14 protein-coding genes are annotated in these 25,566 nt (G+C 51.6%); 12 read left to right on the forward strand and 2 right to left on the reverse strand.

Going from position 1 to position 25,566, the window contains the following annotated elements; genetic code table 11:
- Positions 1-61 precede the first annotated feature (61 nt).
- Positions 62-2,509, forward strand: a complete 2,448-nt coding sequence (locus ACYU87_RS13065; RefSeq protein ID WP_461134526.1) for an ABC transporter permease — start codon at positions 62-64, stop codon at positions 2,507-2,509.
- 64 nt (positions 2,510-2,573) lie between these two features.
- Here ACYU87_RS13065 and ACYU87_RS13070 read toward each other — a convergent pair whose 3' ends face one another.
- Positions 2,574-2,915 carry a LytTR family DNA-binding domain-containing protein gene (locus ACYU87_RS13070; RefSeq protein ID WP_461134527.1) on the reverse strand — a complete coding sequence of 114 codons (342 nt, stop codon included), beginning with the start codon at positions 2,913-2,915 and terminating at the stop codon, positions 2,574-2,576.
- Between the two features lie 510 nt (positions 2,916-3,425).
- On the opposite strand from ACYU87_RS13070, the gene ACYU87_RS13075 reads away from it, so the two are divergent.
- Positions 3,426-3,593 (forward strand): lmo0937 family membrane protein, encoded by a 168-nt coding sequence (locus tag ACYU87_RS13075; RefSeq protein ID WP_461134528.1) that lies wholly within the window; start codon positions 3,426-3,428, stop codon positions 3,591-3,593.
- Positions 3,594-3,752: 159 nt separating this feature from the next.
- Here ACYU87_RS13075 and ACYU87_RS13080 read toward each other — a convergent pair whose 3' ends face one another.
- Positions 3,753-4,196, reverse strand: coding sequence for a response regulator (locus tag ACYU87_RS13080; RefSeq protein WP_461134529.1), 444 nt, complete (start codon positions 4,194-4,196; stop codon positions 3,753-3,755).
- Between the two features lie 366 nt (positions 4,197-4,562).
- On the opposite strand from ACYU87_RS13080, the gene ACYU87_RS13085 reads away from it, so the two are divergent.
- The 10 genes from ACYU87_RS13085 to ACYU87_RS13130 all read left to right on the forward strand — a co-directional run bounded on the left by ACYU87_RS13085 (position 4,563) and on the right by ACYU87_RS13130 (position 25,382).
- On the forward strand, positions 4,563-6,968 hold the full coding sequence (locus ACYU87_RS13085) for an ABC transporter permease (RefSeq protein WP_461134530.1): 2,406 nt from the start codon (positions 4,563-4,565) through the stop codon (positions 6,966-6,968).
- 11 nt (positions 6,969-6,979) lie between these two features.
- Positions 6,980-9,358 (forward strand): ABC transporter permease, encoded by a 2,379-nt coding sequence (locus tag ACYU87_RS13090; RefSeq protein ID WP_461134531.1) that lies wholly within the window; start codon positions 6,980-6,982, stop codon positions 9,356-9,358.
- 12 nt (positions 9,359-9,370) lie between these two features.
- Positions 9,371-11,788, forward strand: a complete 2,418-nt coding sequence (locus ACYU87_RS13095) for an ABC transporter permease (RefSeq protein WP_461134532.1) — start codon at positions 9,371-9,373, stop codon at positions 11,786-11,788.
- Positions 11,789-11,806: 18 nt separating this feature from the next.
- Entirely contained in the window at positions 11,807-14,191 is a 2,385-nt protein-coding gene (locus ACYU87_RS13100) for an ABC transporter permease (protein ID WP_461134533.1), read from the forward strand.
- Positions 14,192-14,203: 12 nt separating this feature from the next.
- A complete protein-coding gene (locus ACYU87_RS13105; RefSeq protein WP_461134534.1) occupies positions 14,204-16,576 on the forward strand; it encodes an ABC transporter permease in 2,373 nt (790 codons plus the stop codon).
- An 18-nt stretch (positions 16,577-16,594) separates the two neighbouring features.
- Entirely contained in the window at positions 16,595-18,979 is a 2,385-nt protein-coding gene (locus ACYU87_RS13110; protein WP_461134535.1) for an ABC transporter permease, read from the forward strand.
- Positions 18,980-19,089: 110 nt separating this feature from the next.
- Complete coding sequence (locus ACYU87_RS13115) at positions 19,090-21,540, forward strand: ABC transporter permease (RefSeq protein ID WP_461134536.1); 2,451 nt, start codon at positions 19,090-19,092, stop codon at positions 21,538-21,540.
- A 309-nt stretch (positions 21,541-21,849) separates the two neighbouring features.
- Positions 21,850-22,722 carry a hypothetical protein gene (locus ACYU87_RS13120; RefSeq protein WP_461134537.1) on the forward strand — a complete coding sequence of 291 codons (873 nt, stop codon included), beginning with the start codon at positions 21,850-21,852 and terminating at the stop codon, positions 22,720-22,722.
- A gap of 3 nt (positions 22,723-22,725) precedes the next feature.
- Positions 22,726-23,502, forward strand: a complete 777-nt coding sequence (locus ACYU87_RS13125; protein ID WP_461134538.1) for a LytR/AlgR family response regulator transcription factor — start codon at positions 22,726-22,728, stop codon at positions 23,500-23,502.
- Complete coding sequence (locus tag ACYU87_RS13130) at positions 23,502-25,382, forward strand: sensor histidine kinase (protein ID WP_461134539.1); 1,881 nt, start codon at positions 23,502-23,504, stop codon at positions 25,380-25,382. The genes ACYU87_RS13125 and ACYU87_RS13130 overlap by 1 nt, the downstream gene beginning before the upstream one ends.
- Positions 25,383-25,566: the final 184 nt, after the last annotated feature.

The raw sequence follows: 25,566 nt of genomic DNA on the forward strand, positions 1-25,566 counted from the left end.
TATGTATCAATTGCTGACGCACAGGAGCCGCAAAGGGTTTCGGCTCTACACAACAATGCTTATGCTACGTTCTTATCTTACAATCGCCCTTCGGAATCTCCGTTCACACCGTGCATACACGCTGCTGAACGTCATTGGTCTGTCAGTCGGCATGATAGGTGCCCTGCTGATTTTTCTGTTCCTGCGCCATCACCTTAGCATCGACCGACACCACGCGAACCTCGACCGAATTTTCCGAATAAACACGGATCTTCATCTAGCCGACGGCTCGGTTGAGTACAATCCGGAAGCGCCCCTACCCCTGGCAGCAACCCTCCGCCGGGATTACCCGCAGGTAGAGCAGGCGGCATTTCTGGTGATGAACCGGGAGTTAACCGTTCGTGTCAAACGGCCCATCCAGGCTGGGCCCGGCCTAGATGGGCCTGGGGTGGGCCAGTCAGCTCCGCTGCGTTTTCTCGAACACAAGGGCACCGGCCAGGTTGAGCCGGAATGGTTTGACATACTCGATTATACCTGGCTACAAGGCAATCCGAAAACCGCCCTCCGTCAGCCCAACAGCGCAGTGCTGATTCAATCATGGGCAACGAGGTACTTCGGCAATGCCGACCCGATTGGACAAACCTTAACCATCAATAATAAAACCGACGTTACGATTACGGGCGTTGTGGCCGATCCTCCACCCATGACCGACACGAACCTCGGTTTGTTTTTATCGATGACAACGCTGAAGCAGATTGACCCGGAGTATGAAGAAACCAACTGGGGTTACCTTAACAGCACCAATCGATTATACGTCAGGCTTAGAAATCCGGAAGCCGCTCTCAGTCTGGATAACTCATTTCCGGCGCTGGTTCGGAAGCAATACGGCGCGGACGCGAAAGTCTTTCAGTTTCATACGCAGCCCCTGCGCGACATTCACGTCGATGTGAAGCGGGGTGGCGAAACAATTCGGGCGTCGATGATCTGGTCGCTGGGCCTAATTGGCGGACTGCTGATCGTGGCGGCTTGTATTAACTTCATCAATCTGGCTACGGCACAGGCCCTCCGGCGCGGAAAAGAAGTTGGGGTTCGCAAAACGCTGGGTAGCTCGCGGAGTCAGTTAGTTGGGCAATTTCTCCTCGAAACAAGCCTGATCGTTTTCGTATCGGGCGCCCTGGCTCTGTCGCTGGTGTCGCTGCTGCTCCCCTTCTTCACGGATTGGGTTCAGACGCCCCTAACCTTACGGATCGATCCATTGACAGGTTTATTTATCGGCTCATTATTAGTAAGCATTACGCTGATTGCGGGTGGCTACCCAGCGGCTGTTTTATCGGGGGTTTCGCCCTGGGCGGCACTGCGTGGTCCGGCATTGCGGGGTAAGCTGACCGGTGTTTCGGGACGGGGCTTTACGGTACGTCGGGTGCTGGTCGTGGCTCAGTTTGTCGTTTGCCAGTCGCTTATTATTGGGGCGCTGGTCGTAGCGAATCAGGTTCGATTTATGCAGCAGGCCGACCTGGGGTTTCAGAAAGACAACGTTGTGATCGTTACAGTACCCGCTAACCAAAGAGCGCGGCAGGAAGCGTTCAAGAAGCAGCTTTTGCCGTATTCCGATATTGTATCGGTTAGTTTGAGCCACCGCCCGCCGTCGAGTGATCAGCTGTTTGGCGGCTCCTTTAAATTTAACGGAAGCAACGAGTGGGTCGTCTTTCCGGTTCGGGATCGGCTGGCCGATGCGGACTACGTCCGAACATATGGGTTAAAACTGGTAGCCGGTCGGAATATCACGCCCAGCGACACCATTCGCGAATACCTGATCAACGAAACCCTGGCTCACCAGCTTGGCTTCAATGATCCGCAGCAGATACTGGACAAAAAACTTCAGTATTATCCCTCAGCGGTTCCGCTGCCCATTGTTGGCGTCGTGAAGGATTTCCATCAGAAATCACTTCGGGAAGCAATAGGGCCATGCCTGATTGCCAGCAGGGCTGATTGGTATACCCGAGCAGGTATCCGGATTTCGGGAAATAATCCCACACAAACACTCCAGCAAATCCGGCAAACCTGGCAGCAACTCTTTCCGGATGAGGTATTTGAATACCAGTTTATGGACGAACAGGTGGCCTTTTTTTATCAAACGGAAGCACTCCTTGCCCGGCTCATCAACGTGTTTACCGGCATTGCTATCCTAATTTGCTGCCTGGGTCTGTATGGTCTGGTTCTGCACATTGTTGGACAGCGCACCAAAGAAATTGGCATTCGTAAAGTGCTCGGCGCATCGGTCGCGGGTATTGTAGCACTCCTGTCAAAAGACTTTATTAAACCGATTATCATCGCCATTCTGATTGCATCACCCCTCGCCTGGTGGACCATGAATGCCTGGTTGCAGGATTTTGCGTACAGGGTTGATATAGCCTGGTGGGTATTTGCACTGGCAGGACTGCTGGCCATTAGCATTGCCCTGCTGACGGTAAGTTATCAAAGCATCAAAGCCGCCCTGATGAATCCCGTAACAAGTTTGCGATCCGAGTAGAGACGCGATCCTTCGCGTCTCAGCCTCACCCCCGCGTTGCAATCAAATCCAGAACATACCCAGATCAGGCTGTTAGTTTCATGGTTACATCACTTATCCGACGACGGGATACGAGCAATTCAATTCCGTCAGTCATGTGTAAATGTACCGATTTTGAACTCGTCCGAATGATTTCTTTAACAAAAGCAGGATTGATTAACGCCGATTTATTGGCGCGAATAAAATCTGGAATTTGCTCTTCGAAATACCGCAATGTCTGAGCAACCATCAAAATTTTTGAGCTGTCAGCAAAATGAATGATGGTATAGTTTCCATTACCTTCTAACCTGATCATCCTCTGCGTGTTTTGAGGATCTTTGTAACCGGGAATAAGCACAAAACCTGCCTGCATTTGCTGTTTTGCCATGTAATTAATAGAGAGTCGTCTTAAATTAGTTGATGATTGACCAGGACTAAAAACGTCTGGCGTGTTACGAGTAAACTCAGAAATAATGCTCCGAGAAAGCCTGTTTTTCAACAAAAATTCAAACGGGTTGACCTAAAAGTACCTTGTCCAATTTATTTACCAACTCCGTACTTTCCAGTTGAAAAACGATTAACAGAAATGACTATTCGTTTACGTTATGTATTACTCAGAATCGGTAACACAATCAGCCATTAAAAAAAACCGAAGCCACGAACGCTGCGCCAATGATTCATCAGGCGTAGGCCAAAACAAGTCACGTAAATTCATAAATTACATACAAGGAGGCTAGGCGAAACAAACCGATTACTCGCCCTTTCATCCAGAATTAGATACATCAATCAAGCATTGGTTTAATTAACAAAACGCTGTCGATCAAACATTTTAAAACAATCCAGGTTCTAAATAGCGCTAGTTAAACAAATCAACACTTACCATCTATCACTAAGAACCATGGGCAATCTTCTGTACACAATCGCGGTTATTCTCATTATCGTCTGGTTACTAGGCTATTTAGGCGTCCTTGGCGCTGGTATTGCTACGAGTGGACTCATTCACATTCTGCTGGTTATCGCTGTGATAGCTATCATTTTGCGCTTGATTCAGGGCAGAGGTATTTAATGAATCACGTCATGACGGGTTAGCTTCGCTGGCCCTATTTTTCGCCGTTGCTTTTTGTTTCAGATGGTCTTTTCCTGCTGTATGAAATAAGAAGCAACGGCTTTCAATTAACGTCGTTTTGAAACGACTACCAATGCCGTTTATTAAATAATTCTGCTTCTACCGGGAAAGATTAACTGTCCAGAACCAGTATTCTTTTATTATCTGGAAATAGTTCTCCCAGGCTTCCAGATTTGAGGGCTTCCCCAGAAAAGAATGAGCACCAAGCTGATAGGCTTTATTAACAAGATTCTGATCCTGTTCACTGCTCAAAATGATAGTAGGGAGAAGGGGATATTGTCTTCTTACTTCCTTCAGTAAAGCAAACCCCTGACTAGTTTCTGGCAAACTCAGGTCAAAAATAAGCAACTTGGGAAAACTTCGTTCAGTAAACGAGCGCGCTAGAAAAGAGAGCGCTTCCTGCGCTGTCATCGCAAAAATAGGCTCGGCCTGGGGAATTTTTGCTCGCAAACAGTATCCAATCAACAATTGATGATCTTTGTTACTCTCTACCACCAAAAGAGGGATACTACTCCTTTGGTGGAACATCTGTTCAGGCTCCATACGACTAAAATCATTTGTTGAGTATTGATTTAAATCATCAAGACGAAATGGAAGGGTTCAACAAATGAATAAATTAAACCAGGAAGCAAGACTACCACTAAAATCTGTAGTAAATCTGAAGCTATCTTGAAAAGTCCGACGAAGGCACATACGATGTAACTTTAGCCGAAAAAGTGTATGATCGCTTAGTTCTGTTTTATCCTACTGGTAAGACCATATGTCCGCATCTGTACGCACAGCGTCCGTTTGCGGACACTTTTTTGATCTCAACCTAATATTATCCCCTTAAAATCAACCAGTTAACTTTCTGGTACGGCATTTGGCACACTACCTGGCTGGACCATGTCCGTTTCCTCCCTCCTTCTTATGCTCACGAACTACCTCAAAATTGCCTGGCGCAACTTAACCAGAAACAAAGGCTACTCGGCGATCAATATTGGAGGCTTGTCTACCGGTATGGCTGTGGCCATCCTCATCGGCCTGTGGATCAATGATGAGCTGACATTCAATCAGTACCACAAGGACCACGACCGCATTGCTCAGGTTTATCAGAATCAGATTTTCAATAAGGAGATTGGCACGATACATTCCGTTCCCCGCCCGCTGGAAATGACATTGCGTAACGCGTACGGCGAGCACTTTAAGCACCTTGTCATGAGCAGCTGGCGGTTTCGCAGCATTCTGGCCCACGGAGAGAAGAAACTGGTGAAACAGGGCAATTTTATGCAGGAGGCAGCCCCGGATATGCTGGGATTAACCATGATCTCCGGACGAAAAGACGGGCTGAAGGACCCCAGTTCTATTCTTCTGGCCGCTTCTACGGCCCAGGCGCTCTTTGGTAATGAAGCAGCGCTGGGTAAAATCGTAAAGCTCAACAACAAGTACATGATGAAGGTAACGGGCGTGTACGCCGACGTGCCATCCAGCAATGACTTTAGTGCCACGACATTCATTGCCCCCTGGGATCACTACGTCAACAACACCGAATGGGTCAAGAATTCAGCTGATAACTGGGGCGATAACTCCTGGCAGTTATTTGTTCAGACGGCCGACAACACCACAGTAGCGCAAGCTTCGGCTAAAATCCGGGATGCGAAAATGAAGAACGCCCCCGAAGGTATTAAACAGTACAAGCCGGAATTGTTCCTATTGCCCATGAACGACTGGCATCTGCGCGCCCATTTTGAGAATGGTGTGCAGGCGGGTGGACGCATCGATAACGTCTGGCTGTTTGGCATCATCGGGGCATTCGTCTTGCTGCTGGCGTGCATCAACTTCATGAACCTGAGTACGGCCCGCTCCGAAAAGCGAGCCAAAGAGGTGGGCATTCGAAAAGCAGTCGGTTCGGTCAGACGACAACTGGTTACCCAGTTTCTGAGCGAATCGTTCCTGGTGGTTGGGTTGGCCTTTGGCCTGGCTCTAGGTTTGGTCCTGCTGGCGTTACCTTCGTTCAACACACTAGCCGACAAGATGATCGAATTTCCCTGGACAAATGGCTATTTCTGGGGTGCCTCGTTGTTATTTGTCCTGTTCACCGCCTTCCTTTCTGGCAGTTACCCCGCGCTGTACCTGTCGTCGTTTCAGCCCATCAAAGTATTGAAAGGTACCGGCTCGTCGTCACGATTCGGAGCAAGACGCTTTACTACCCTACCCCGTAAGGTATTGGTTGTTCTGCAATTCACCGTATCGGTAGCCATGATCATTGGCACGATCATCGTATTCCGGCAAATTCAGCATTCCAGAAATCGGCCCATTGGCTACAACCGGGACGGCCTGATTCAAATCCCCCTGAGTGAGGGCGCATTTGTGGGAAAATATGACCTGCTGCGCCGTGAGTTTCTCAACTCAGGGGCCGTAATCGACATGTCTTCGGCCAGTAGCCCTACTACCAGTATCTCCTCCAACCGGTCAGGCTTTACGTGGGAAGGCAAGCCCGAAGGGTTTCAGGAGGATCTGGCCTACACGGTGGTTTCGCCCGAATACGTTAAATCGCTGGGGCTGAAAATCATTGCCGGTCGTGATTTCTCGCGGGCGTTTGCAACCGACTCCAACGCGGTTATTCTGAATAAAACCGCCGTAAGATACATGGGTCTGAAAAACCCGGTCGGTACGGTTATCCGCATGGATGGCAACCCACCGCTAACGGTCATCGGTATCATCGACGACATGATCATGACATCGCCCTACGAGCCGATAAAGCAGGCAATGTACGTGTTCGACAAAGACAACAGCTCCATGTACTACAACCTCCGGCTGAACCCCAGCCGAAGTGCCAGTCAGTCTCTTGCGGCTGTCGAACGCGTTTTCAGAAAAAACTTCCCCGACCTGCCTTTCGAGTACCAGTTCGTCGATCAGGAATACGCAACCAAGTTCTCTTCCGAAGAGCGCATTGGCAACCTGGCGGGTGTGTTCACCACGTTGGCCATTCTGATTTCCTGCCTGGGCTTGTTCGGACTGGCCTCCTTTGTGGCCGAGCAACGTACCAAAGAAATTGGCATCCGTAAAGTACTGGGAGCCAGCATAAGTAACCTGTGGGGGTTACTCTCAAAAGATTTTATGCTGCTGGTGTTGATTGCCCTGCTCATCGCTACGCCCCTGGCCTGGTACGGCATGAATCAGTGGCTGCAAAAGTATAGCTACCGAACCGAGTTGAACTGGTGGATTTTCGTGGCTGCGGGAGCGGGGGCACTGAGTATCGCGCTACTGACGGTGAGTTTCCAGAGTATCAAGGCCGCCCTGACGAATCCGGTCAAATCGCTACGCAGCGAATAAACTACGCGACTATGTTTACAAACTATCTCAAGATTGCCTTTCGCAATCTGACCCGAAATAAGGTTTTTTCGATCATCAATCTGTTGGGTTTATCGACCGGCATCACCGTATGCCTGATGATCTTTCTGTTCATCAGCAACGAGTTCAGCGTCGATGATTTCCACAAAAATGGCAAAAGCATCTACCGCGTTATGCGCGGCATGGATCATGAAGGCAAAACGATGGAGGTCTCTTACCTGTCGGGGCCATATGCACCGGCGCTGCTAACCGATTTTACCGGGCAGATTGCCCAGGCGATTCGGGTGAACCCCACCAACGCGTTGATCACGTCCCAAAACAAATCGTTTCACGAACGAAAAATCATCAATGCCGACCCGGCCTTTTTCACATTCTTTTCCTTCCCGTTACTCAAGGGCGATCCCGCTGCGGTACTGCTTGATCCGGCGAGTGTTGTGCTGACGGAGTCGACCGCCAAAAAATACTTTGGCAGTGCCGACAACGCGATGGGCAAAATCGTTAAAGTCGACAAGAGTTTAGCGGTAAAAGTCACGGGCATTGCGCAGGATGTGCCCGTAAATTCCCACCTGGATTTCGACCTAGTGGTGCCACTGGCGAATTACAAAGACCGGAGCTGGATGACCAACTGGATCAACAACGGCCTTTACACCTATGTGCAACTGGCTCCAACGGTAAGCGAAGCACAGGTCGAGCGGAATTTTCCACGTTTCATGGATAAGCACATGGGGCTTGTTATGAAAGAATCCGGCTTCAAGTTCACCTTATCGCTCACACCCTTACGGGATATTTATTTTGAACAGGCAGCCCTCGACAGTGTCAGACATGGCGATAAGCGAGTGGTCTACATCTTTCTGTCGATCGCGGTTCTCATTCTGCTGGTGGCCTGCATCAATTTTATGAACCTGTCCACGGTTCGGGCGGTGGAGCGATCCAAAGAGATTGGCGTTCGCAAGGTGCTGGGAGCGGTCAAAGGGCATCTGGTATGGCAGTTCATTGGCGAGTCGCTCCTGCTGACGACCCTTTCGTGCGTACTTTCGATCGGGTTACTGGCACTGACACTACCCGCGTATACACAACTGCTGGGTTACCCGCTTAACCTGTCGGGGTATGCCCTGCCGATCGTACTGTTTCTGCTCGGCATCATTGTCATCGCGGGTTTCCTGGCGGGGAGCTACCCGGCGTTCGTCCTGGCCGCTTTTTCCCCCATTCAGGCCCTGAAAGGCAGACTACGGCTGGGCAAGGGTGGCGTTTCGTTGAGACAGGTGCTGGTCGTGGTACAGTTCAGCATTTCGATTTTGCTGATGCTCGGCACCGCCATCGGTACGCAGCAGATGAGCTATCTCAAAAACAAACAGCTTGGCTACAACAAGGAGCAAACCCTGGTCGTCCCCATCGATAACGAAGACACCTATAATTTCTTCACGGGCCACAAACCGGAATTGCTCGCCCAGAGCCGAATCGAGGCCGTTTCGATGATGTCGGGTGAGCCGGGTGGTTTCTTCGATGGGCACATGTTCGATGTCGAAGCACACGACAACCGATGGAAAGCCCGGACGGAATTCGCTGATTTTGATTACGTAAAAACCTTGGGATTGAAACTGATTACGGGTCGGGATTTTTCCTCCGCGTTTCCCTCCGACACGACGCAGGCGGCTCTGATCAATCGAACGGCGGCTGCGCGCTTAGGATGGACACCCGAACAAGCCGTCGGCAAGTGGCTGAAAAATACGGGACGCGACAGTACGAAGCGTACCATCATTGGCGTGGTCGATGATTTTAATTTCCTATCACTGAAAGAGTCGATTGAGCCATTGGTTATTTCTCCCAGCGACGACAGACGGGCTGCTCTTATCAAATTGAAGCCCGGTAACTTGTCCGCTACGGTCGAAACCATTCAGCAATTGTACGCCAAAACGCGACCGGCCTATCCGCTTGACTATCACTTCCTGGACCAGCAGTTCGACCAGATGTACCAGGCCGATCTGCGTCAGCAAACGATTCTGAGCATTTTTGCCGGTCTGGCCATTTTCATCGCCTGCCTGGGTCTGTTTGGTTTAGCTTCGTTCTCGGCCCAGCAGCGCACCAAAGAAATTGGCGTGCGTAAAACATTGGGGGCTTCGGTGGGCAGTATTGTCGGGCTGCTTTCCAGCGATTTCCTAAAACCGGTTGGCATGGCTATTCTGATAGCATCGCCCATAGCCTGGTATGTCATGGACAAATGGCTACAGGGCTTCGCCTACAAGATCGATATTTCGTGGTGGGTCTTTGTGGCAGCGGGGGGCCTAGCCCTGACGATTGCCTTTGTTACAGTCAGTTTTCAAAGTATAAAGGCCGCTCTGGTAAATCCGGTAAAGTCACTACGAAGCGAATAAACCATCATTCTCATGCTACGGAACTATCTTAAAATCGCCTGGCGGAATATCATCACCAACAAGGCCTATTCAGCCATTAATATCGGTGGGCTGGCGGTGGGCATGGCGGCTACGCTGCTCATTTTCCAGTACGTTGCTTTCGAACGGAGTTACGACCGTTTCCACGAACATGCCGACCGTATTTTTCGCGTCAAAGCCGACCGGTACGAGAAAGGCGTGCTATCGACCGAATGGGCGGGCGGTCCGTTTGCCGTTGGCAGCAACCTGAAGGCTGCGTTTCAGGAAGTGGAAAAATACGCCCAGATCTATGTTCGGAACAACCTGTTGCTGGAAGTAAACAACCGGAAGTATAAAATAGAGCAAGGCGCATTTGCTACCCCGTCATTCTTTACTGTTTTCTCCTATCCGCTGCTGACGGGCAGTAAGCAAACCGCGCTGACCGACCCCAATACGGGGGTTATTTCGACCTCGCTGGCGAAGCGGTTATTCGGGACCAAAAATCCGATGGGGCAGCTCATCCAGATCGAACGCGAATTTCCAATCCGAGTAACCGGTGTCTATCAGGACTTCCCCAAAAACTCTCATCTGAAAGCCGACTACCTGATGTCGTTCAGTACCTTTCAACGGTTGGCGAATCCCAAAAATGAACCGGATAAAGTTTTCGAAAATGCCTGGGACTGGGATGGTTGCCTGACGTATCTGCTGGTAAAGCCGGGCACAGATCCCGAAAAGCTAGCGGCAAAATTCCCTGCTTTTCTGAAGAGCAAAGAGCAGCTGGATCCAAAAATGGACAACGGGCTGATGCTGCATTTACAGCGCCTGACCGACATTCACCTGTATTCCCATTTTATGTTTGAAGCCAGCCCCAACGGCGATGGTAATTCGGTGTATGTGTTGCTGTGCGTAGCCTTTTTTATCATTTCCATTGCCTGGATCAATTACATCAATCTGGCCACGGCCCGCGCCATTGGCCGGGCCAAAGAAGTGGGCGTTCGGAAAGCCGTTGGGTCGTACCGAAGTCAGTTGATCGGGCAGTTCCTGATCGAGTCGGCCCTGCTCAACTTCATGGCCGTTATCGTGGCCTTTATCGGTATCCTGCTGGCCCTTCCGCTGTTCAATCAGTTTACGGATCAAGAGGTAACGTACTCATTCGTGTGGTCGGCCCGTTTCTGGCTCGGCTTAGGATCAATGTATGCCATTGGAACCCTGTTGTCGGGGGCGTATCCAGCGTTTGTGCTGTCTAATTTCAATCCGGTTTCAGTCCTCAAAAATGGCGTTTCGGCGTTTAAAGAGGGTGTTTTTCTGCGAAAATCGTTGGTCGTTATCCAGTTTTCGGCCTCGGTTTTTCTGCTGGTTGGCACCATCACTGTATTCCGTCAATTGCAGTTTATGCGTAGCCAGAATCTGGGAATCGATATTGGTCAGACACTGGTGGTAGACCGGCCGATAAACGACTCCACGCGCGTAACCAAAACGAAGGCCTTCAAAACGTACCTGCTTCAGCAATCGGCGATTAAAAGCATTGCCGTAGCGGGGTCAATTCCCGGTGAAAAGGTAGAGTTCAACGCGGGAGGTATTCGCGTGGCGGGTACGCCCCAGGAAACCGGGAAACAGTACCGCGTGATTGGAGTCGACTACGATTTTATCAATTCGTTCGGCATGAAGGTCATTGCCGGGCGCAATTTCGACACAAAACTGGGCGAAAAGGATGCCGTGGTTTTCAATAAAACCGGTATCAGGCAGTTAGGATTCACCAGTCCGGAGAAAGCCCTGGGGCAGAAAATAGATTTCTGGGGAGACATTCTCACAATCGTTGGGGTAGTCGATGATTTCCACCAGCAGTCGCTACGGGAAGCCTACGAGCCGCTCATTTTACGCCTTGACCCCGGCGTGAACGGGCAGTTGTCTATTAAGCTGACCGACCGTAATCCCGCGCAGGGAATCGCTACGGTAAGAGAAGCCTGGTCGCAATTTTTCCCGACCGACCCGTTTGTGTACTCGTTTTTAAATGAACGGTACGACAAACAATACCGGACCGATGAGCGGTTTGGGCAGGTGTTCGGCTTTTTCACGCTGATGGCGATACTGGTAGCCTGCTTAGGTCTGCTCGGTCTTGCCACGTTCACGGCGCAACAGCGCACCAAAGAAATCGGTGTCCGTAAAGTATTGGGAGCCAGTGTCGGTAGTATCATCTCACTTCTCTCCAAAGATTTCCTGAAACTGGTCCTGATTGCCATTGTGATTGCCAGTCCAGTTGCCTGGTACGCCATGAACCGCTGGCTACAGGATTTCGCCTATAAAATCGATATCGAATGGTGGATGTTTGCCCTGGCAGGCATTCTGGCCGTAGGCATTGCGCTGCTGACGGTGAGTTTCCAGAGCGTAAGAGCCGCCCTGATGAACCCCGTCAAATCGTTACGATCCGAATAATCTCTACGCACCAATCTCATGCTGAAACATAATTTTCTGCTTATCTATCGGAACGTCAAACGGTTTAAAAGCACCTTTTTCATCAATCTCGTTGGCCTGTCTACGGGTCTGGCCTGCGCCCTGCTCATTTACCTGTGGGTGAACGATGAATTGAGCGTCGATACGTTTCATTCGCAGAACAGTCAGCTGTATCAGGTGATGGAAAATAACCCGAACGCCGATGGCATCAGAACGCAGGATCGTACGCCGGATCTGCTGGCTGAAACAATGGCGGCCGAACTACCAGAGGTAGCCTATGCTACGGCGGTCGTTCCCGCATCCGTAATGCCATCGCTGCTCACTCTATCGGCGAATAATATCAACGTTAAGGCGGCCGGGCAATTTGCAGGTAAAGACTTTTTCAACATATTCTCCTTTCCGCTCCTTGAGGGCACCAAAGACAATGTTCTGGCCGACAAAAACGGAATCGTCCTGTCCGACGAGCTGGCCATGAAGCTGTTTCATACCACCGAAAACGTGGTCGGCCGAACGATGGAATGGCAGTTAGCGCAATTCAAAAAGACGGGTTTAGTGACGGGCGTTTTTAAGAAATTACCGGCTAACTCATCGGCCCAATTTGATCTCCTGCTGACCGATCAGGCGTTCAGAGATCCCGAACTTTTTCAGCGCACCGTATCCTGGGACAATCACGCGCCAGCCACTTATCTGGTCTTAAAAAAAGGAACCAATATTGGGCAGTTCAACAGGAAAATTGCGGGGTATCTTAAAACGAAATCCCGCGAGTCGACGGTTACGCTGTTTGTCAGGCCCTTTTCAGAGGGTTATTTATACGGCACCTACAAAAACGGGATCCAGGCGGGCGGGCGCATCGAGTACGTTAATCTGTTCTCCATGATCGCCATTTTCATTCTGGTCGTCGCCTGCATCAATTTCATGAACCTGTCCACCGCAAAGGCATCGGTACGGCTCAAAGAGGTGGGCGTAAAGAAAGCGATCGGTGCCAGTCGAGGGTCACTTATTGCGCAGTACATAAGCGAGTCGCTGTTCATGACTTTTCTGTCATTGCTGGTAGCGATTCTGCTGGTCGTTATGTTGTTGCCCGCCTTCAATGACATTACCCAGAAGCACCTGTCGCTTCAGCTCGATGGCCGGGTCATGCTGGCTTTTCTCGCCATTACATTGCTTACCGGTATTATATCCGGCAGTTACCCGGCCCTGTACCTGTCCGGTTTTAATCCCATAGCCGTGCTGAAAGGGGGGGCACTCTCCCGGAGTTCGATGGGCGAAATCTGGACGCGACAGGGGCTGGTGGTGTTTCAGTTTGCGCTGTCGGTCATTCTGATCGTAGCGGTTCTGGTCGTTTATCGGCAAATCAGCTACGTCCAGAGCAAGAACGTAGGCTTTCAAAAAGAGAATGTCATCTACTTTTCGAGGGAAGGAAAAATAGCCGAAAACACTGATGCGTTTCTGGCGGAGGTAAAGAAGATACCGGGCGTACTGAATGCCTCGGGGATGGAGCAATCGCTTATTGGCAGTCAGGGCGGCACCGTGGGGCTGAACTGGAAAGGCAAAAATCCGCAGGAGTCTATCCGGTTCATCAACATCACGGTTGGCTATAACGCCATCGAAACGCTGGGCATGCACCTGAAAGAGGGGCGGGCATTCTCCCAAAAATTCGGCGCCGACAGTACCAACATTATTTTCAACGAAGCGGCTGTCAAAGCAATGGGTCTGACAAATCCGGTTGGCCAGACGGTGCAGCTGTGGGGTCAGAACCGGCAAATTGTCGGTGTGGTCAGCGACTTTAACTTCGAATCGCTTCGCGACGAGGTGAAGCCGGCCTTCATGAAACTTGATCCTGTGCATACCATGACGCTGATGGTTTCTATCGAGGCCGGGAAACAGTCCGAAACGATTGCCAAACTCCGGCAGGTTTACCAGGCATTCAATCCGGGTTATACGCTGGACTATAAATTTTTAGAGCAGGATTTTCAGACGCAGTACGTATCGGAGCAGCGGGTTTCGATCCTGTCGCGCTACTTCGCCGGATTAGCCATTCTCATCTCCTGTCTGGGACTTTTCGGTCTGTCAGCCTTCACGGCAGAACGCAGAAACAAGGAAATCGGTATCCGCAAAGTGTTGGGCGCGTCGGTAGTGGGCATTACGGCCCTTCTTTCCCGAGACTTCATCAAACTGGTTACCATCGCCATCCTGGTTGCGTTACCGACAGCTTATTACTTCATGCATAAATGGTTGCAGAGCTTCGCCTATCACACGACCATTCAGTGGTGGGTGTTGGTTTCGGTTGCCTTTTCGGTGATGGCGATCGCCTTGCTAACCGTGAGTTTCCAGAGTATTAAAGCGGCTCTGATAGATCCGGTAAAATCCCTGCGATCCGAATAAACTTCGACAACCATGCTACGAAACTATTGGCTCACAACCTGGCGAAATCTGGTGCGTAACCGGAGCTATACACTCATTAACCTGGTCGGCTTGACGCTGGGGCTGAGCGTAGCGATTGTGCTGTTTTGGATTGTCCGGTTCGAGTATAGTTTTGACCGGTATCATCGCCATGCCGACCGATTGTACCAGGTCCGCAGCCACGACAAATACGGCGAAGCAAACTCCCATGTGCCACAGGGAATTATCAAGGCGTTGCAGACGCAGTTTCCCGGCGTGGCAAAAGCGGTTAGCGTAAAAGGCACCGGCAATACGGTCAGCATAAAAATTGGCCAGCAGGTGTTTAACGCAACCGGCTTTTTCTACGCACCGCCCGCACTGGCCAACATGATTGACCTAGTCTGGGTAAGCGGTTCGCCGAAGCAATCTCTAACCGCACCCAATCAGGTGGTTCTGGACGAAAAAACCGCCCGGCAATGGTTTGGGCAAAACGCGCTGGGCAAAACACTCCGGTTGGATAACGTTGCTACGCTGACGGTTTCGGGCATTATCCGAAACGGTAAACCCAATTCGATGCTACCAATTCGGGTACTCGTCTCCTACGCGACCCTGCCAATCGTGCAGGAGATGTACAAAAACGAGAATCACTGGGGCGGGGGCGATTCAAAGTTTCATGGGTACGTGCTGCTCGAACCAGGCACCCTGCCAACTACGATTGAAACGGGGCTGAACCGGCTGGCGACCCAACACAGACATGTATCGGATTATGTATCGTACGAACTGATGCCACTACCGGATGCTCATTTCGACACGGATACCGATGCCTTCAATTACACCATCGCACGCTGGATGCTATACACACTGGCGGGTATTGGCGTACTGCTCATTGGCCTGGCCGGTATCAATTTCATTAACCTGGCGACCGTGCAGGCAACGCAGCGCAGCCGCGAGATTGCCGTGCGGAAAGTGCTGGGCAGCAGTCGTTCGCAGCTCATTACGCAGTTCTTCGGAGAAACGGCCCTGCTGGTTTTTCTAGCCATTGGCTTGGGTAGTTTGCTGGCGACGCAGTTGATTCAGTACGCTGACCAATTGCTGAATACCCAGGTCGGACAATCGACGATCTGGACTAGCAGTACCCTTTTCTTTCTGCTGAGTCTGGGCACGTTGGTAACCCTCCTGGCAGGTAGCTATCCGGCACTTGTCTTGTCGGGGTTCCAGCCGGTGCGCGTGTTGCGCGGACGTTTTTCGGGGCCGCGCCGGGGCATATCGCTTCGACAAACACTGGTGGTGGCTCAGTTCGTGATTGCTCAGGTACTGGTCATCTGTACGCTACTGGGTATCAGGCAGATTCGGTATGTGTACCAGAAGGACCTAGGGTTTGACAAGCAGGCCGTCGTGACCGTCGACATGCCGGAACGCGACAATGTCGTCCTGCGCGAACGGTTTCGGCAGCAGTTGCGCCAGCATCCGGAAATCAAGGACGTAGCGTTCGGACTAACCACGCCGTCGAGCAGTCATAACTGGTGGTGGGAAACGGTGCGTCACCGTAACCTGCCAAACGGCGAATACACCTTCCGGTTTCAGCACGTAGACACCAATTATTTTCAGTTCTTCAAGATCCCGCTGGTCGCTGGTCGGTCATGGAGCCGCGCCGATACGAACACGGTTGCCATCATCAACGAGAAAGCAGCCCGCGACCTGGGCTTCCGAACGCCGGAACGGGCCATCGGCGAACGGATTACGCTTTATTATGATAAACCTTTTACCATACTGGGTGTGGTGAAAGATTACCATTCGCAGAGTCTACGGTCGTCTATCGTACCCCACATCTTTCTGTACACCAACCAGAATTTTCAGACGGCCAGTATTCGCATCGATCCGCAGCAAACCAAAAAAGCCATTGCCCACATTGAGCAATACTGGAAAGCCCTGTTTCCCAACGCTTACTTTAAGCCAACATTTCTGGACCAGGATCTGCGGGCTTTTTACGATGATGAACGCAAACTGACCAATTTTCTGACACTGTTTGCCATCGTTGGCATTTTCATCGGCTGTCTTGGTTTATTCGGCCTGGTATCGTTCGTGGTGACACAGCGTACCAAAGAAATCGGCGTGCGCAAAGTCCTCGGCGCAACCGTTGCAGGTATTGTCGCGCTGCTCTCGAAAGACTTTCTGAAACTCGTCCTGATTGCCTTCGTCATGGCCAGCCCAATTGCTTACTACGCGATGAGCCAGTTTTTAGCCGACTACGAATACAAAATCACAATTGACTGGTGGGTGTTTGCCCTGGCAGGCATTCTGGCCGTAGGCATTGCGCTGCTGACGGTGAGTTTCCAGAGCGTAAGAGCCGCCTTGATGAACCCCGTCAAATCGTTACGATCCGAATGATGTAAACCTACTAACCCCATGCTAACAAACTACCTGAAAATTGCCATTCGGACACTATGGCGCAACCGGCTGTTCACGGCCATCAACGTCTTTGGCCTATCGGTCGGACTAGCCTGTGTAGTGGTGCTGGTATTATTTGCTCAGAAATGCCTGACCTGGGATAGCTCCCACGCTAAACTTGATCGAATTTACTACGTCAGGACCCAATACCCAGGGGGCGACATCGGCAATCAGACGGTGTATCCGCTACTTGATCAGATGGTGCGCGACTTTCCGGAGATAGAAACGGGCACGCACAACCAAAGCTTCAGCTGGCCCTGGATTGAATATGGCGACAAGAGCATTCAGGAATCAACCAGCTTCGTCGATTCCACTTATTTCCGGGTCTTCACGTTTCCGTTCAAATACGGTGATCCAGCTACGGCCCTGGTCAACAAACGGTCGGTGGTACTGAGCGAGAAAACAGCGCAGAACTTATTCGGCGATAGTAACCCGGTTGGTAAATACGTGACCGTTAGCGACACGCTGCGCTATGCCGTTACCGGTGTGTTGAAGAAACTACCCTCTAACTCATCGCAGCAATTCGACGTATTGCTCCCGGCCGCTAATTTGCTCGACTACCCGGGATTTAAAGAAATGGCCGACTGGTCTAATACCTTCGCGTCGACCTACATTCTGTTGAAAGATGGCGCTGACCCGGCCCGGCTTGAGGCCAAACTTCCTCAGTTGGTAAGATCCCATTACGAACCCCATGCGAAGAACTCTATCCTGCGGTTAGCCCCGTTTAAAAACTTCATTTATACTGAAAATCCGTCGTTTGAGGGGCTCATTTATGGCTCTGTCATCATTGCGTTGTTTTTACTGCTGATCATCAGTATCAACCTCATCAATCTGAATACCGCTTCGGCAATGCCCCGGGCCCGAGAGGTTGCCATGCGGCAGGTAGTAGGGGCTACGCGCCGGTTAGTGCTGGGTCAGTTCTGGACGGAGTCAGGCATAGTTGTCGTTGTCTCGCTGACGTTATCCCTGCTGTTCGCTCTGTTCTATTTAATACCCAGCTTCAACCAGCTGCGAAGCGAAAATATGCAACTGAGCATTGATCTGGCTTCGGATTACCCATCCATTCTGACGGTGTTAGGCATTGCTCTCACGGTGGCACTGGTAGCCGGAACCTACCCTGCTCTGTACCTGATGGGATTGAAAACGACAGAGGCTGTGAAAGGTAAGCTTTCGGCGAATCCAACAAGTGGACGACTCCGGCAAAGCAGTCTCATCGTCTTTCAGTTTACGCTGGCTATTATTTTGATTCTGGGCACCGTTGGTATGCGTGAGCAGCTTAATTATATGAAAGAGGCTAACTTGGGCTTCGACAAGAACAACGTACTCGTTTTCAAGACAAACCTGGCTTACCGCAACGAAAAACTAGCGCAGGTACGGGCGCAATCCATTTTTGCCCAGCTTCGACAGACACCGACTGTTGTGTCGTTTACCAGCACGTACTACACGCCGGTTGCCTACCAGGAAAACTTTAATCAATATTACCCGGATGGTCGGCAAGACCAGCAGGTGCACGTACGACATATGGGCGGGGCGGTCAATTACACGGAGACGCTGAAAATTCCGATGCTGGAAGGGCGTAATTTCTCCGATACCACACCCGCCGACTCGGCCAACAACGCCGTCATTATTAACGAGTCGGCCATGCGGGCGTTCGGGTGGAAAACAGCGGTGGGCAAAAAACTACGTCAGCTCAATAATTCGGCCGTACACACAATCATCGGTGTAACAAAAGATTACCACTACCGAGACCTGACCGACCGGGTAGAACCAATGCTCCAGGCTTACGGTGGTCACGAAAGACTCAGCGGATACCTGATGGTTCGGGTCAATGATCCCGCCAACACACCAGCATTAGTAGCAGGTCTGGAGCGGGAGTTCAGAAAAATTCCCGCGCGCCGGGCACTCACGTACTCCTATTTATCCGATGATATAACCCAGGCATATCGATCACTTGATAATATCTGGCAGATGATCAGCTTCGTCACTATGATTGCCATTCTGACGGCCTGCGCCGGTGTTTTCGGACTGATATCGCTCATGGCCCAGAAACGGACCAAAGAAATTGGTGTGCGGAAAGTATTGGGAGCATCGGTGGCGAGTATTACGGTATTGCTCTCGACTGACTTTCTGAAATTAGTCTTGCTGGCGATTCTGATTGCGGCTCCTATTGGCTGGTGGGTAGGCCAGACTATGCTGAACTATTTCGCGTACCACACCCAAATTCAGTGGTGGTATATCGCACTGGCCGGTGGCCTAGCCATTGGTATTGCGCTCCTTTCAGTACTTTTTCAGGCGCTCAGGGCCGCCCTGATGAACCCCGTCAACTCATTGCGATCCGAATGAAGTAGGGACGGCACCAGTGAACCAACGATTAATCACATCTCATCATTTGACTGGCTTTCAGCATAGTAACAAACCCCTTGACAGCCACAAACGATTGCAGTCTCCCAGTTATGATAAACAGTTATTTTACCACCGCCCTGCGTGCGTTGAAGCGCAACTGGAGCTATTCAATCATCAATGTGCTGGGGCTGACACTCAGCCTGGCCTGCTGCCTGCTTTTGTTTCTGGCTATTCGCTACGAACTGAGTTTCGACCGGCACAATACACACGCGGATCAAACGTACCGGCTGATTTCGTCCAATAGAAGAGCAAACGACGATCACTGGCAGGTCGGCATGCCCTTACCCATATTACCTGCGCTACGCAACGATTTTCCGGCGCTGACTAACGACGTAACCATGGTTTACCGAATGGCGAACGTGGTCGTGAGTGTGCGGGAAAAAGCCAATGCGGCTACTAAGAAATTTCAGGAGGGCGACGGCATCATAGCGTTTGCGGAGCCGGAGTACTTTCGTCTGTTCGACTATACCTGGAAAAGCGGTAGTCCACAAACTTCCCTCAACAGACCCAATACGGTTGTTCTGAGCGAACGCTTGGCCGAGAAATACTTTGGAACAGGCAACCCAATTGGTAAGACCCTCCGGGTTGAGAACAAGACAGATTTTGTAGTAACGGGCGTGGTGCAGGAACCTCCTGCCATGAGCAGTGTACCCTTCAGCATGTTACTGTCATTTTCTTCCCTGAAACAGTTTGGAGCCAGCACAGACTGGGACGACTGGCAGTCGACGTACGGTGGCGCGCAAATTTACCTGAAGCTGCCCGATGCGCCAGCCAGTCAGCCAGTGGCTGCAGCACAGATGAACAGGCAACTGGTGGCGTTCATCAACAAATACCATGAACCCGACACCGCCCGTGATCTGATTTATGCGCTCCAACCCCTGACCAGCATTCACGTTGACATGCGGACCGACAATTATGCCAAGCGGACCGTAAGCCAGGAAATGATCTGGGCAATGGGGCTGATTGGCTTATTCATTCTGGTCACGGCCTGCGTCAATTTCGTTAACCTGGCCACCGCGCAGGCCATTCGCCGGGCCAAAGAAGTGGGTGTCCGTAAGGTATTAGGCAGTTCACGCGGTCAACTGGTTCGGCAATTTCTGGGCGAAACAGGTGTACTAACGGCTCTCTCGATGGTACTGGCATTCCTGGTTGCGCAGGCATCCTTGCCGTATGTGGGCGAGTTACTCAATATAAAGCCGGGGGGCGCTACGCTAGTCGATCCAACCATCATCCTCTTTTTGTGTACGCTGGGGGTACTAACTACCACGCTGGCCGGATTTTATCCGGCGCTGGTCTTGTCAGGTTACCAGCCCATTTTAGCCCTGAAAGGCAAAATACGGGCATCGCGGGGCAATGCACAACTATCGCTCCGCCGGGGATTAATTGTGGGGCAATTTGCTATTTCACAACTGCTCATTATCGGAACGATCATTGCCTACAGCCAGATGAAATATTTCCGCTCGGCCGATATAGGCTACAGCCGGGAAACCGTACTGACGGTGCTGATTCCGGAGAAAAAGCCCGGTCAGCTTGAAACCCTGAAAGCTAAGCTAGCGGGCTTACCCGGTATCCAATCCATGAGTTACGCCATGACGACGCCCTCCTCGACCAGCAACTGGACAACGGGGTTTCGCTTCGGGAACGACGACAAAGAACCGGACTATGGCGTGCTGATGCGCCCCGCCGATACCGCTTATGTGCATACCTACGGGCTCAGGTTGCTGGCTGGCCGGATGTACCTACCCGCCGATACCATACGGGAACTGGTCATTAATGAGGCTTTTATGAAGCGCCTGGGTTTTCAGAAACCCGAGCAGGTGATTGGCCAGTTGATGAAGGTGAACGGCGAAGCCACGAAAAAGCCAATCGTTGGCGTAGTCCAGGATTTTAATGCGTTCTCGCTGCACAAGCGCATTGAGCCCAGTGTGCTGACCTCTTACCGCGACCAGTACCGCAGTTTGGGCATCAAACTGTCGGCCCGGCAGGGCGGTACGGAGACCATTAGCCAGTTGCTGAACGGGATCGAAACCCACTGGAATACTACCTTCCCCGACTTTGTATTTAAATACAGTTTCCTGGACGAAACACTCGCCAATTTCTACAAAACCGAAGAACGCATGTACCGGCTGTTCCAGTTGCTGGCGGGCATTGCCATTTTCATTGGCTGCCTGGGCCTTTATGGTGTCGTCGCGTTCATGGCTGAAAGCCGGACCAAGGAAGTGGGTATCCGGAAAGTACTAGGGGCTTCGACGGCCAATATCTTTGGGCTATTCTCGTTCGAATTTGTCAGGCTAGTGCTGGTAGCGCTGGTGCTGAGTTCCCCCATTGCGTGGTACGTCATGAATCAGTGGCTCCAGACGTTTGCCTACAAAATCGACATCGAATGGTGGATGTTCGCCCTGGCGGGACTGCTGGCTGTAGGTATCGCCCTGCTGACGGTGAGTTTCCAGAGTATCAAGGCCGCCCTGATGAACCCGGTGAAAAGTTTACGATCTGAATAATACGAACAAACTCGGGCAACCGAATTTTGTTGCATTGCACAAAGAAATGGCGCAAAAAAGGGAATAGCTACCAGTCGGCTATTCCCTTTTTTGCCGTTCACGCTGCCGAACAAGTCGTTTGTTTACACAAACCCGTCGTTTGCTTCTATTTGCAGAAACCCGTCCCATCGCCTGCTTAGATTTGTGGCCCAAAAAGCTCAGCGCGAGTACGGATCGCTTCGCGCATGTGTACGGGTACATGTTGAGTAAAAGCTTCACGAAAATGACTTATTCTGAAGCTAGTTAAAACCGCTCCATCGAGTAAGTACTGTGCGTAAAAACGGCTTCGGCTATCTCGTTCACCTGCTACTGCTAACTGGATTGGCCTGCACCTCTACCGATAGTAAACGTCATTCGGTGAGAACAACAAACCAGGCACCCGCAGCAGATCAACTGCTCACCCCTCCTCCCTGCCAACAAATTATCTGGCAGGAAGGAGGGGTTGATAATCAATACGTTTATAACTTCGATGCGCACCAGCGCCTGCATCAGTGCGCAACCCTGGAAGATAACAGCGGATACGGGATCTACGCCTTTAACCAGCACCTTACCTACACCCAACAGGGGCGGCTTGAGCAGGTACACAACCAGTCGGATTCCAGCCACTATACCTACCAGAAGGGGCAGTTAGCCTCCATTGATTTTTTTCAGGAAGGGCTACCCATCTATCGCTACCAGCTAAAAAACAATACCCGTAAAAAGTTGGTGGAGCTGCGAGGTATCCCACTCAACAACAGTGGCTTGCAGGGATACTCCACCCGCTATCAACTCGATGAACAGGATCGCTACGTGCAACTCGATGTGTTCAATGAACGGGGCAAGCTATACTATCGGGTTATCCAGGGAAACTTCGTGTCTACCCCCAATCTTCTGGCCCGAAGCATGCGCGGCATTCCTTATGATCTCAATCGTCATCCCTGGCCTGGCTGGGGAGAGCAGTTTCCGGTGAGCGAACACCTGGCCAGCCGCGTCGAGATCTATCGGTATGCATCACCCCAAACCCCGACCCGACTCATCAAACGGGCCGATCTGTCGCTGGTGTTTCAGAACGACCGGCTCGGGTACATCACCCGACAGATCAGTATCGATGCACTCACTACTATTCGGGATACCGTTTGTATTCGTTATTTAGCCTGTTACTAACCCATGGCCACCGACATTCACATTCTTATTATTGAAGACGAAGCCGTGCTGGCGATGGACTTGAGCGACCTGCTGGAGGAAGAAGGCTATTCAGTTGTTGGAACGGCCAATAATGGCCGCAAAGCCCTGCGGCTCCACCAGGAGCACCACATTGATCTGGCGCTGTGCGACATCAGTATCAAAGGCGACTGGGATGGGATCGGGACTGCTGAACACCTGCTGGCCGAGCGGCCCATTCCCATTATTTTTCTGACGGCCCTGACCGACAAAGCGACGCTTGAGCGAGCCATGACCATTCGGCCAGCCGCCTACCTGATCAAGCCCGTTACCGTTCCGGGACTGCGGGCGGCCATTGAACTGGCCCTGCGCCATTTTATCCAGCCAGAACCCACGCCTTTGGAGGCTTCGACCAGCTTGGCTTCGCTGCTGACACCGGCGGAGACCATTGGTGAGCCCATGCTCCGCATTGACAACGCCGTCTTTATCAAACACAAATACCAGTTTGTCAAGATCCGGCTGGATGAGATCGACTATCTGGAAGCGGACAGTGCCTACACAGCGGTGGTCACAGCGACCCAGCGCTTTGCTCTGCGCCTGACACTGGGTCAGGTACTTACTCGGCTCAACTTCGCCCGTATGGTGCGCATTCACCGCTCCTATGCAGTTAATCTGAGTCGGGTGGAGACGTTCAACGAACGGGAAGTAGGCCTGGCAGGTCATACCTTACCGCTGGGAAGGTTTTATAAAGCAGACTTTTTACGAAACTTTTCCATTCGCTGATGGGTACGCGTATCGGGCTGTTCGTTTGGCTACTTATGATGGGCATCTATAGCCAGGCCCAACCCATAAAAGATAGCAGTGATATAGCCCAATTCCGTCGTCGCATGGCGGGTATGGCCCCTGTACAACGACTGAAGCCAACAATCGATTTCAGCGGCAGGCTGATCAGCCAATCTCGTTTTCAAGAAGCCCGCCCCTTAATACAGGCAGCCCTGGCCGTGGCTCAGCGGGCCAAGCTGCCCAATTGGATTGCCCGATTATACATGCAATTGAGCTACCTCGAAATCAACGAAGGTCATCATATCCGCGCTATTGACTACAGCCTCCAGGGACTGAGAATTGCCCGGTCAGTGCATGCTTACGACCTGCAGCAATCGATTTTCCATAGACTTACCGAAGAATACAGGGAATTGGGCGACACGACAAAAAGCCGCCACTATCGACAGCTAGCCAGTTCGTTGATGCAGGAGCCAAATCAACCGAACGTTTCCTTCTGGCGTTTTATGAATCAGGCGGATCAGGCTTATAATCGGGGACGTGTCGATTCTACCCTGTTTTTTTACCGCCAGACCCTGACCGTGTTGTGGGCTACCCGGAAGTGGATTTTTTATTATTCCGTACTGGATGGGTACGGCGTAATGCTGGGAAAGGCAGGACGCTACCGGGAGGCCGAACAAACCATTCTTCGATGTCTGGCTTACGCCCATCAGCAGGGTGATTATCGGCGGGAAACGTATGCGTATATGCACCTGCCCGACCCCTTGCTGCAGCTGGGTCGGCTGGCCGAAGCCCAACGCTACGCTCAACTGGCCTTAAACCGAATTAAAAACGACCTCGAACGGCAGGATGAACATTTGGTAGAGGTCTATGAGGTCATGACGCGTATTGCCGAAGCGCAGGGGCGATACAAGCAGGCCCTAACCTACGAGAAGTTGCATCACCAGACCGCCAGTCGGATATTACAGAAGGAAAATAGCCGACAACTGGCCGAAGCTGAAACCCGTTACCAGCTGGCTCAAAAGCAAGTACGCATCGACCAGTTAGCCAACGACAATCACAAACAGCTAAACCAGATTAGTCGGCAGGCGGTGGCGGTGCTGGCCCTGTTGGCCCTGCTCGCTATCACCGGGTGGCAGTACCGACAGATTCGGCGGGTGAATGCCCGACTACAGCGCAAAAACCTGACAATTTCTCAGAACAGCGAGCAAATCAGCGAGCAGGCCGAGCGATTGCGGGTACTGATGCAGGAATTACACCACCGGGTGAAGAACAACCTGGCCATCGTCTCCAGTCTGTTGCGGATGCAGGCCAAGCGGCTGGACGACCCACGGGCTGTGCAGGCCGTACAGGATGGGCAACGGCGGGTAGAGGCCATCGCCCTGCTCCATCAACAATTTTACCAGACCGAAAACCTGGCTCATGTAGCCGTCAAATCATACATAACCGAACTGACCCAGGGGTTATTGCTGGGCTACGGTTTCGACCCGGACGATTTCGATTGCGAGATAGAGGTCGCCGATCTGCAACTGAATGTGGATGTGGCCGTGCCCCTGGGCCTAATCCTGAACGAGGTCCTGACCAATGCCTTCAAATATGCCTTTACGGAAGGGGTAGTACAGGGTCATAACAGCGACCCGCCCACCCGCCCCTGGCTACGGGTTCGGCTCCAGGCCGAGCCGGGTGGTGATCTGTTGGTAGAGGTGCAGGATAATGGTCCCGGTTTGGCGCCCCCGTTGCCCGCTGGCGGACGTCTGTCTTTCGGACGTCGTCTGATTCAGGAACTGACCGTGCAGTTGGGGGGTGAAATGAGCCTGACGAACCAGGAAGGCACCTATTTTCGGCTTCGGATTCCCGGCCCAACCGGAGCGACCGACAGTTGACGGCTCCGTTGTTCGCCAATGACTGGCACCCGTCATGCAGCTTGCCAATCCGCATTCTGTGTCCGCAACTGAACGAAACCCCGTCCGTTTGCGGACACAAACCGTTCACAAAAAATCATAACTACCTACTAAACAGATCATTAAAATGATGGTATGCTATTTGGAATGGTTCAGGCAGTACATT

The organism is Spirosoma lituiforme (genome assembly GCF_054776635.1).

Bases quoted from the DNA above. Each gene is read 5' to 3' on its own strand.
- ACYU87_RS13090 (WP_461134531.1), top strand. From the start codon at position 6,980: ATGTTTACAAACTATCTCAAGATTGCCTTTCGCAATCTGACCCGAAAT.
- ACYU87_RS13070 (WP_461134527.1), bottom strand. From the start codon at position 2,915: ATGGCAAAACAGCAAATGCAGGCAGGTTTTGTGCTTATTCCCGGTTAC.
- ACYU87_RS13125 (WP_461134538.1), top strand. From the start codon at position 22,726: ATGGCCACCGACATTCACATTCTTATTATTGAAGACGAAGCCGTGCTG.
- ACYU87_RS13100 (WP_461134533.1), top strand. From the start codon at position 11,807: ATGCTGAAACATAATTTTCTGCTTATCTATCGGAACGTCAAACGGTTT.
- ACYU87_RS13075 (WP_461134528.1), top strand. From the start codon at position 3,426: ATGGGCAATCTTCTGTACACAATCGCGGTTATTCTCATTATCGTCTGG.
- ACYU87_RS13130 (WP_461134539.1), top strand. From the start codon at position 23,502: ATGGGTACGCGTATCGGGCTGTTCGTTTGGCTACTTATGATGGGCATC.
- ACYU87_RS13110 (WP_461134535.1), top strand. From the start codon at position 16,595: ATGCTAACAAACTACCTGAAAATTGCCATTCGGACACTATGGCGCAAC.
- ACYU87_RS13115 (WP_461134536.1), top strand. From the start codon at position 19,090: ATGATAAACAGTTATTTTACCACCGCCCTGCGTGCGTTGAAGCGCAAC.
- ACYU87_RS13080 (WP_461134529.1), bottom strand. From the start codon at position 4,196: ATGGAGCCTGAACAGATGTTCCACCAAAGGAGTAGTATCCCTCTTTTG.
- ACYU87_RS13095 (WP_461134532.1), top strand. From the start codon at position 9,371: ATGCTACGGAACTATCTTAAAATCGCCTGGCGGAATATCATCACCAAC.
- ACYU87_RS13085 (WP_461134530.1), top strand. From the start codon at position 4,563: ATGCTCACGAACTACCTCAAAATTGCCTGGCGCAACTTAACCAGAAAC.
- ACYU87_RS13065 (WP_461134526.1), top strand. From the start codon at position 62: ATGCTACGTTCTTATCTTACAATCGCCCTTCGGAATCTCCGTTCACAC.
- ACYU87_RS13105 (WP_461134534.1), top strand. From the start codon at position 14,204: ATGCTACGAAACTATTGGCTCACAACCTGGCGAAATCTGGTGCGTAAC.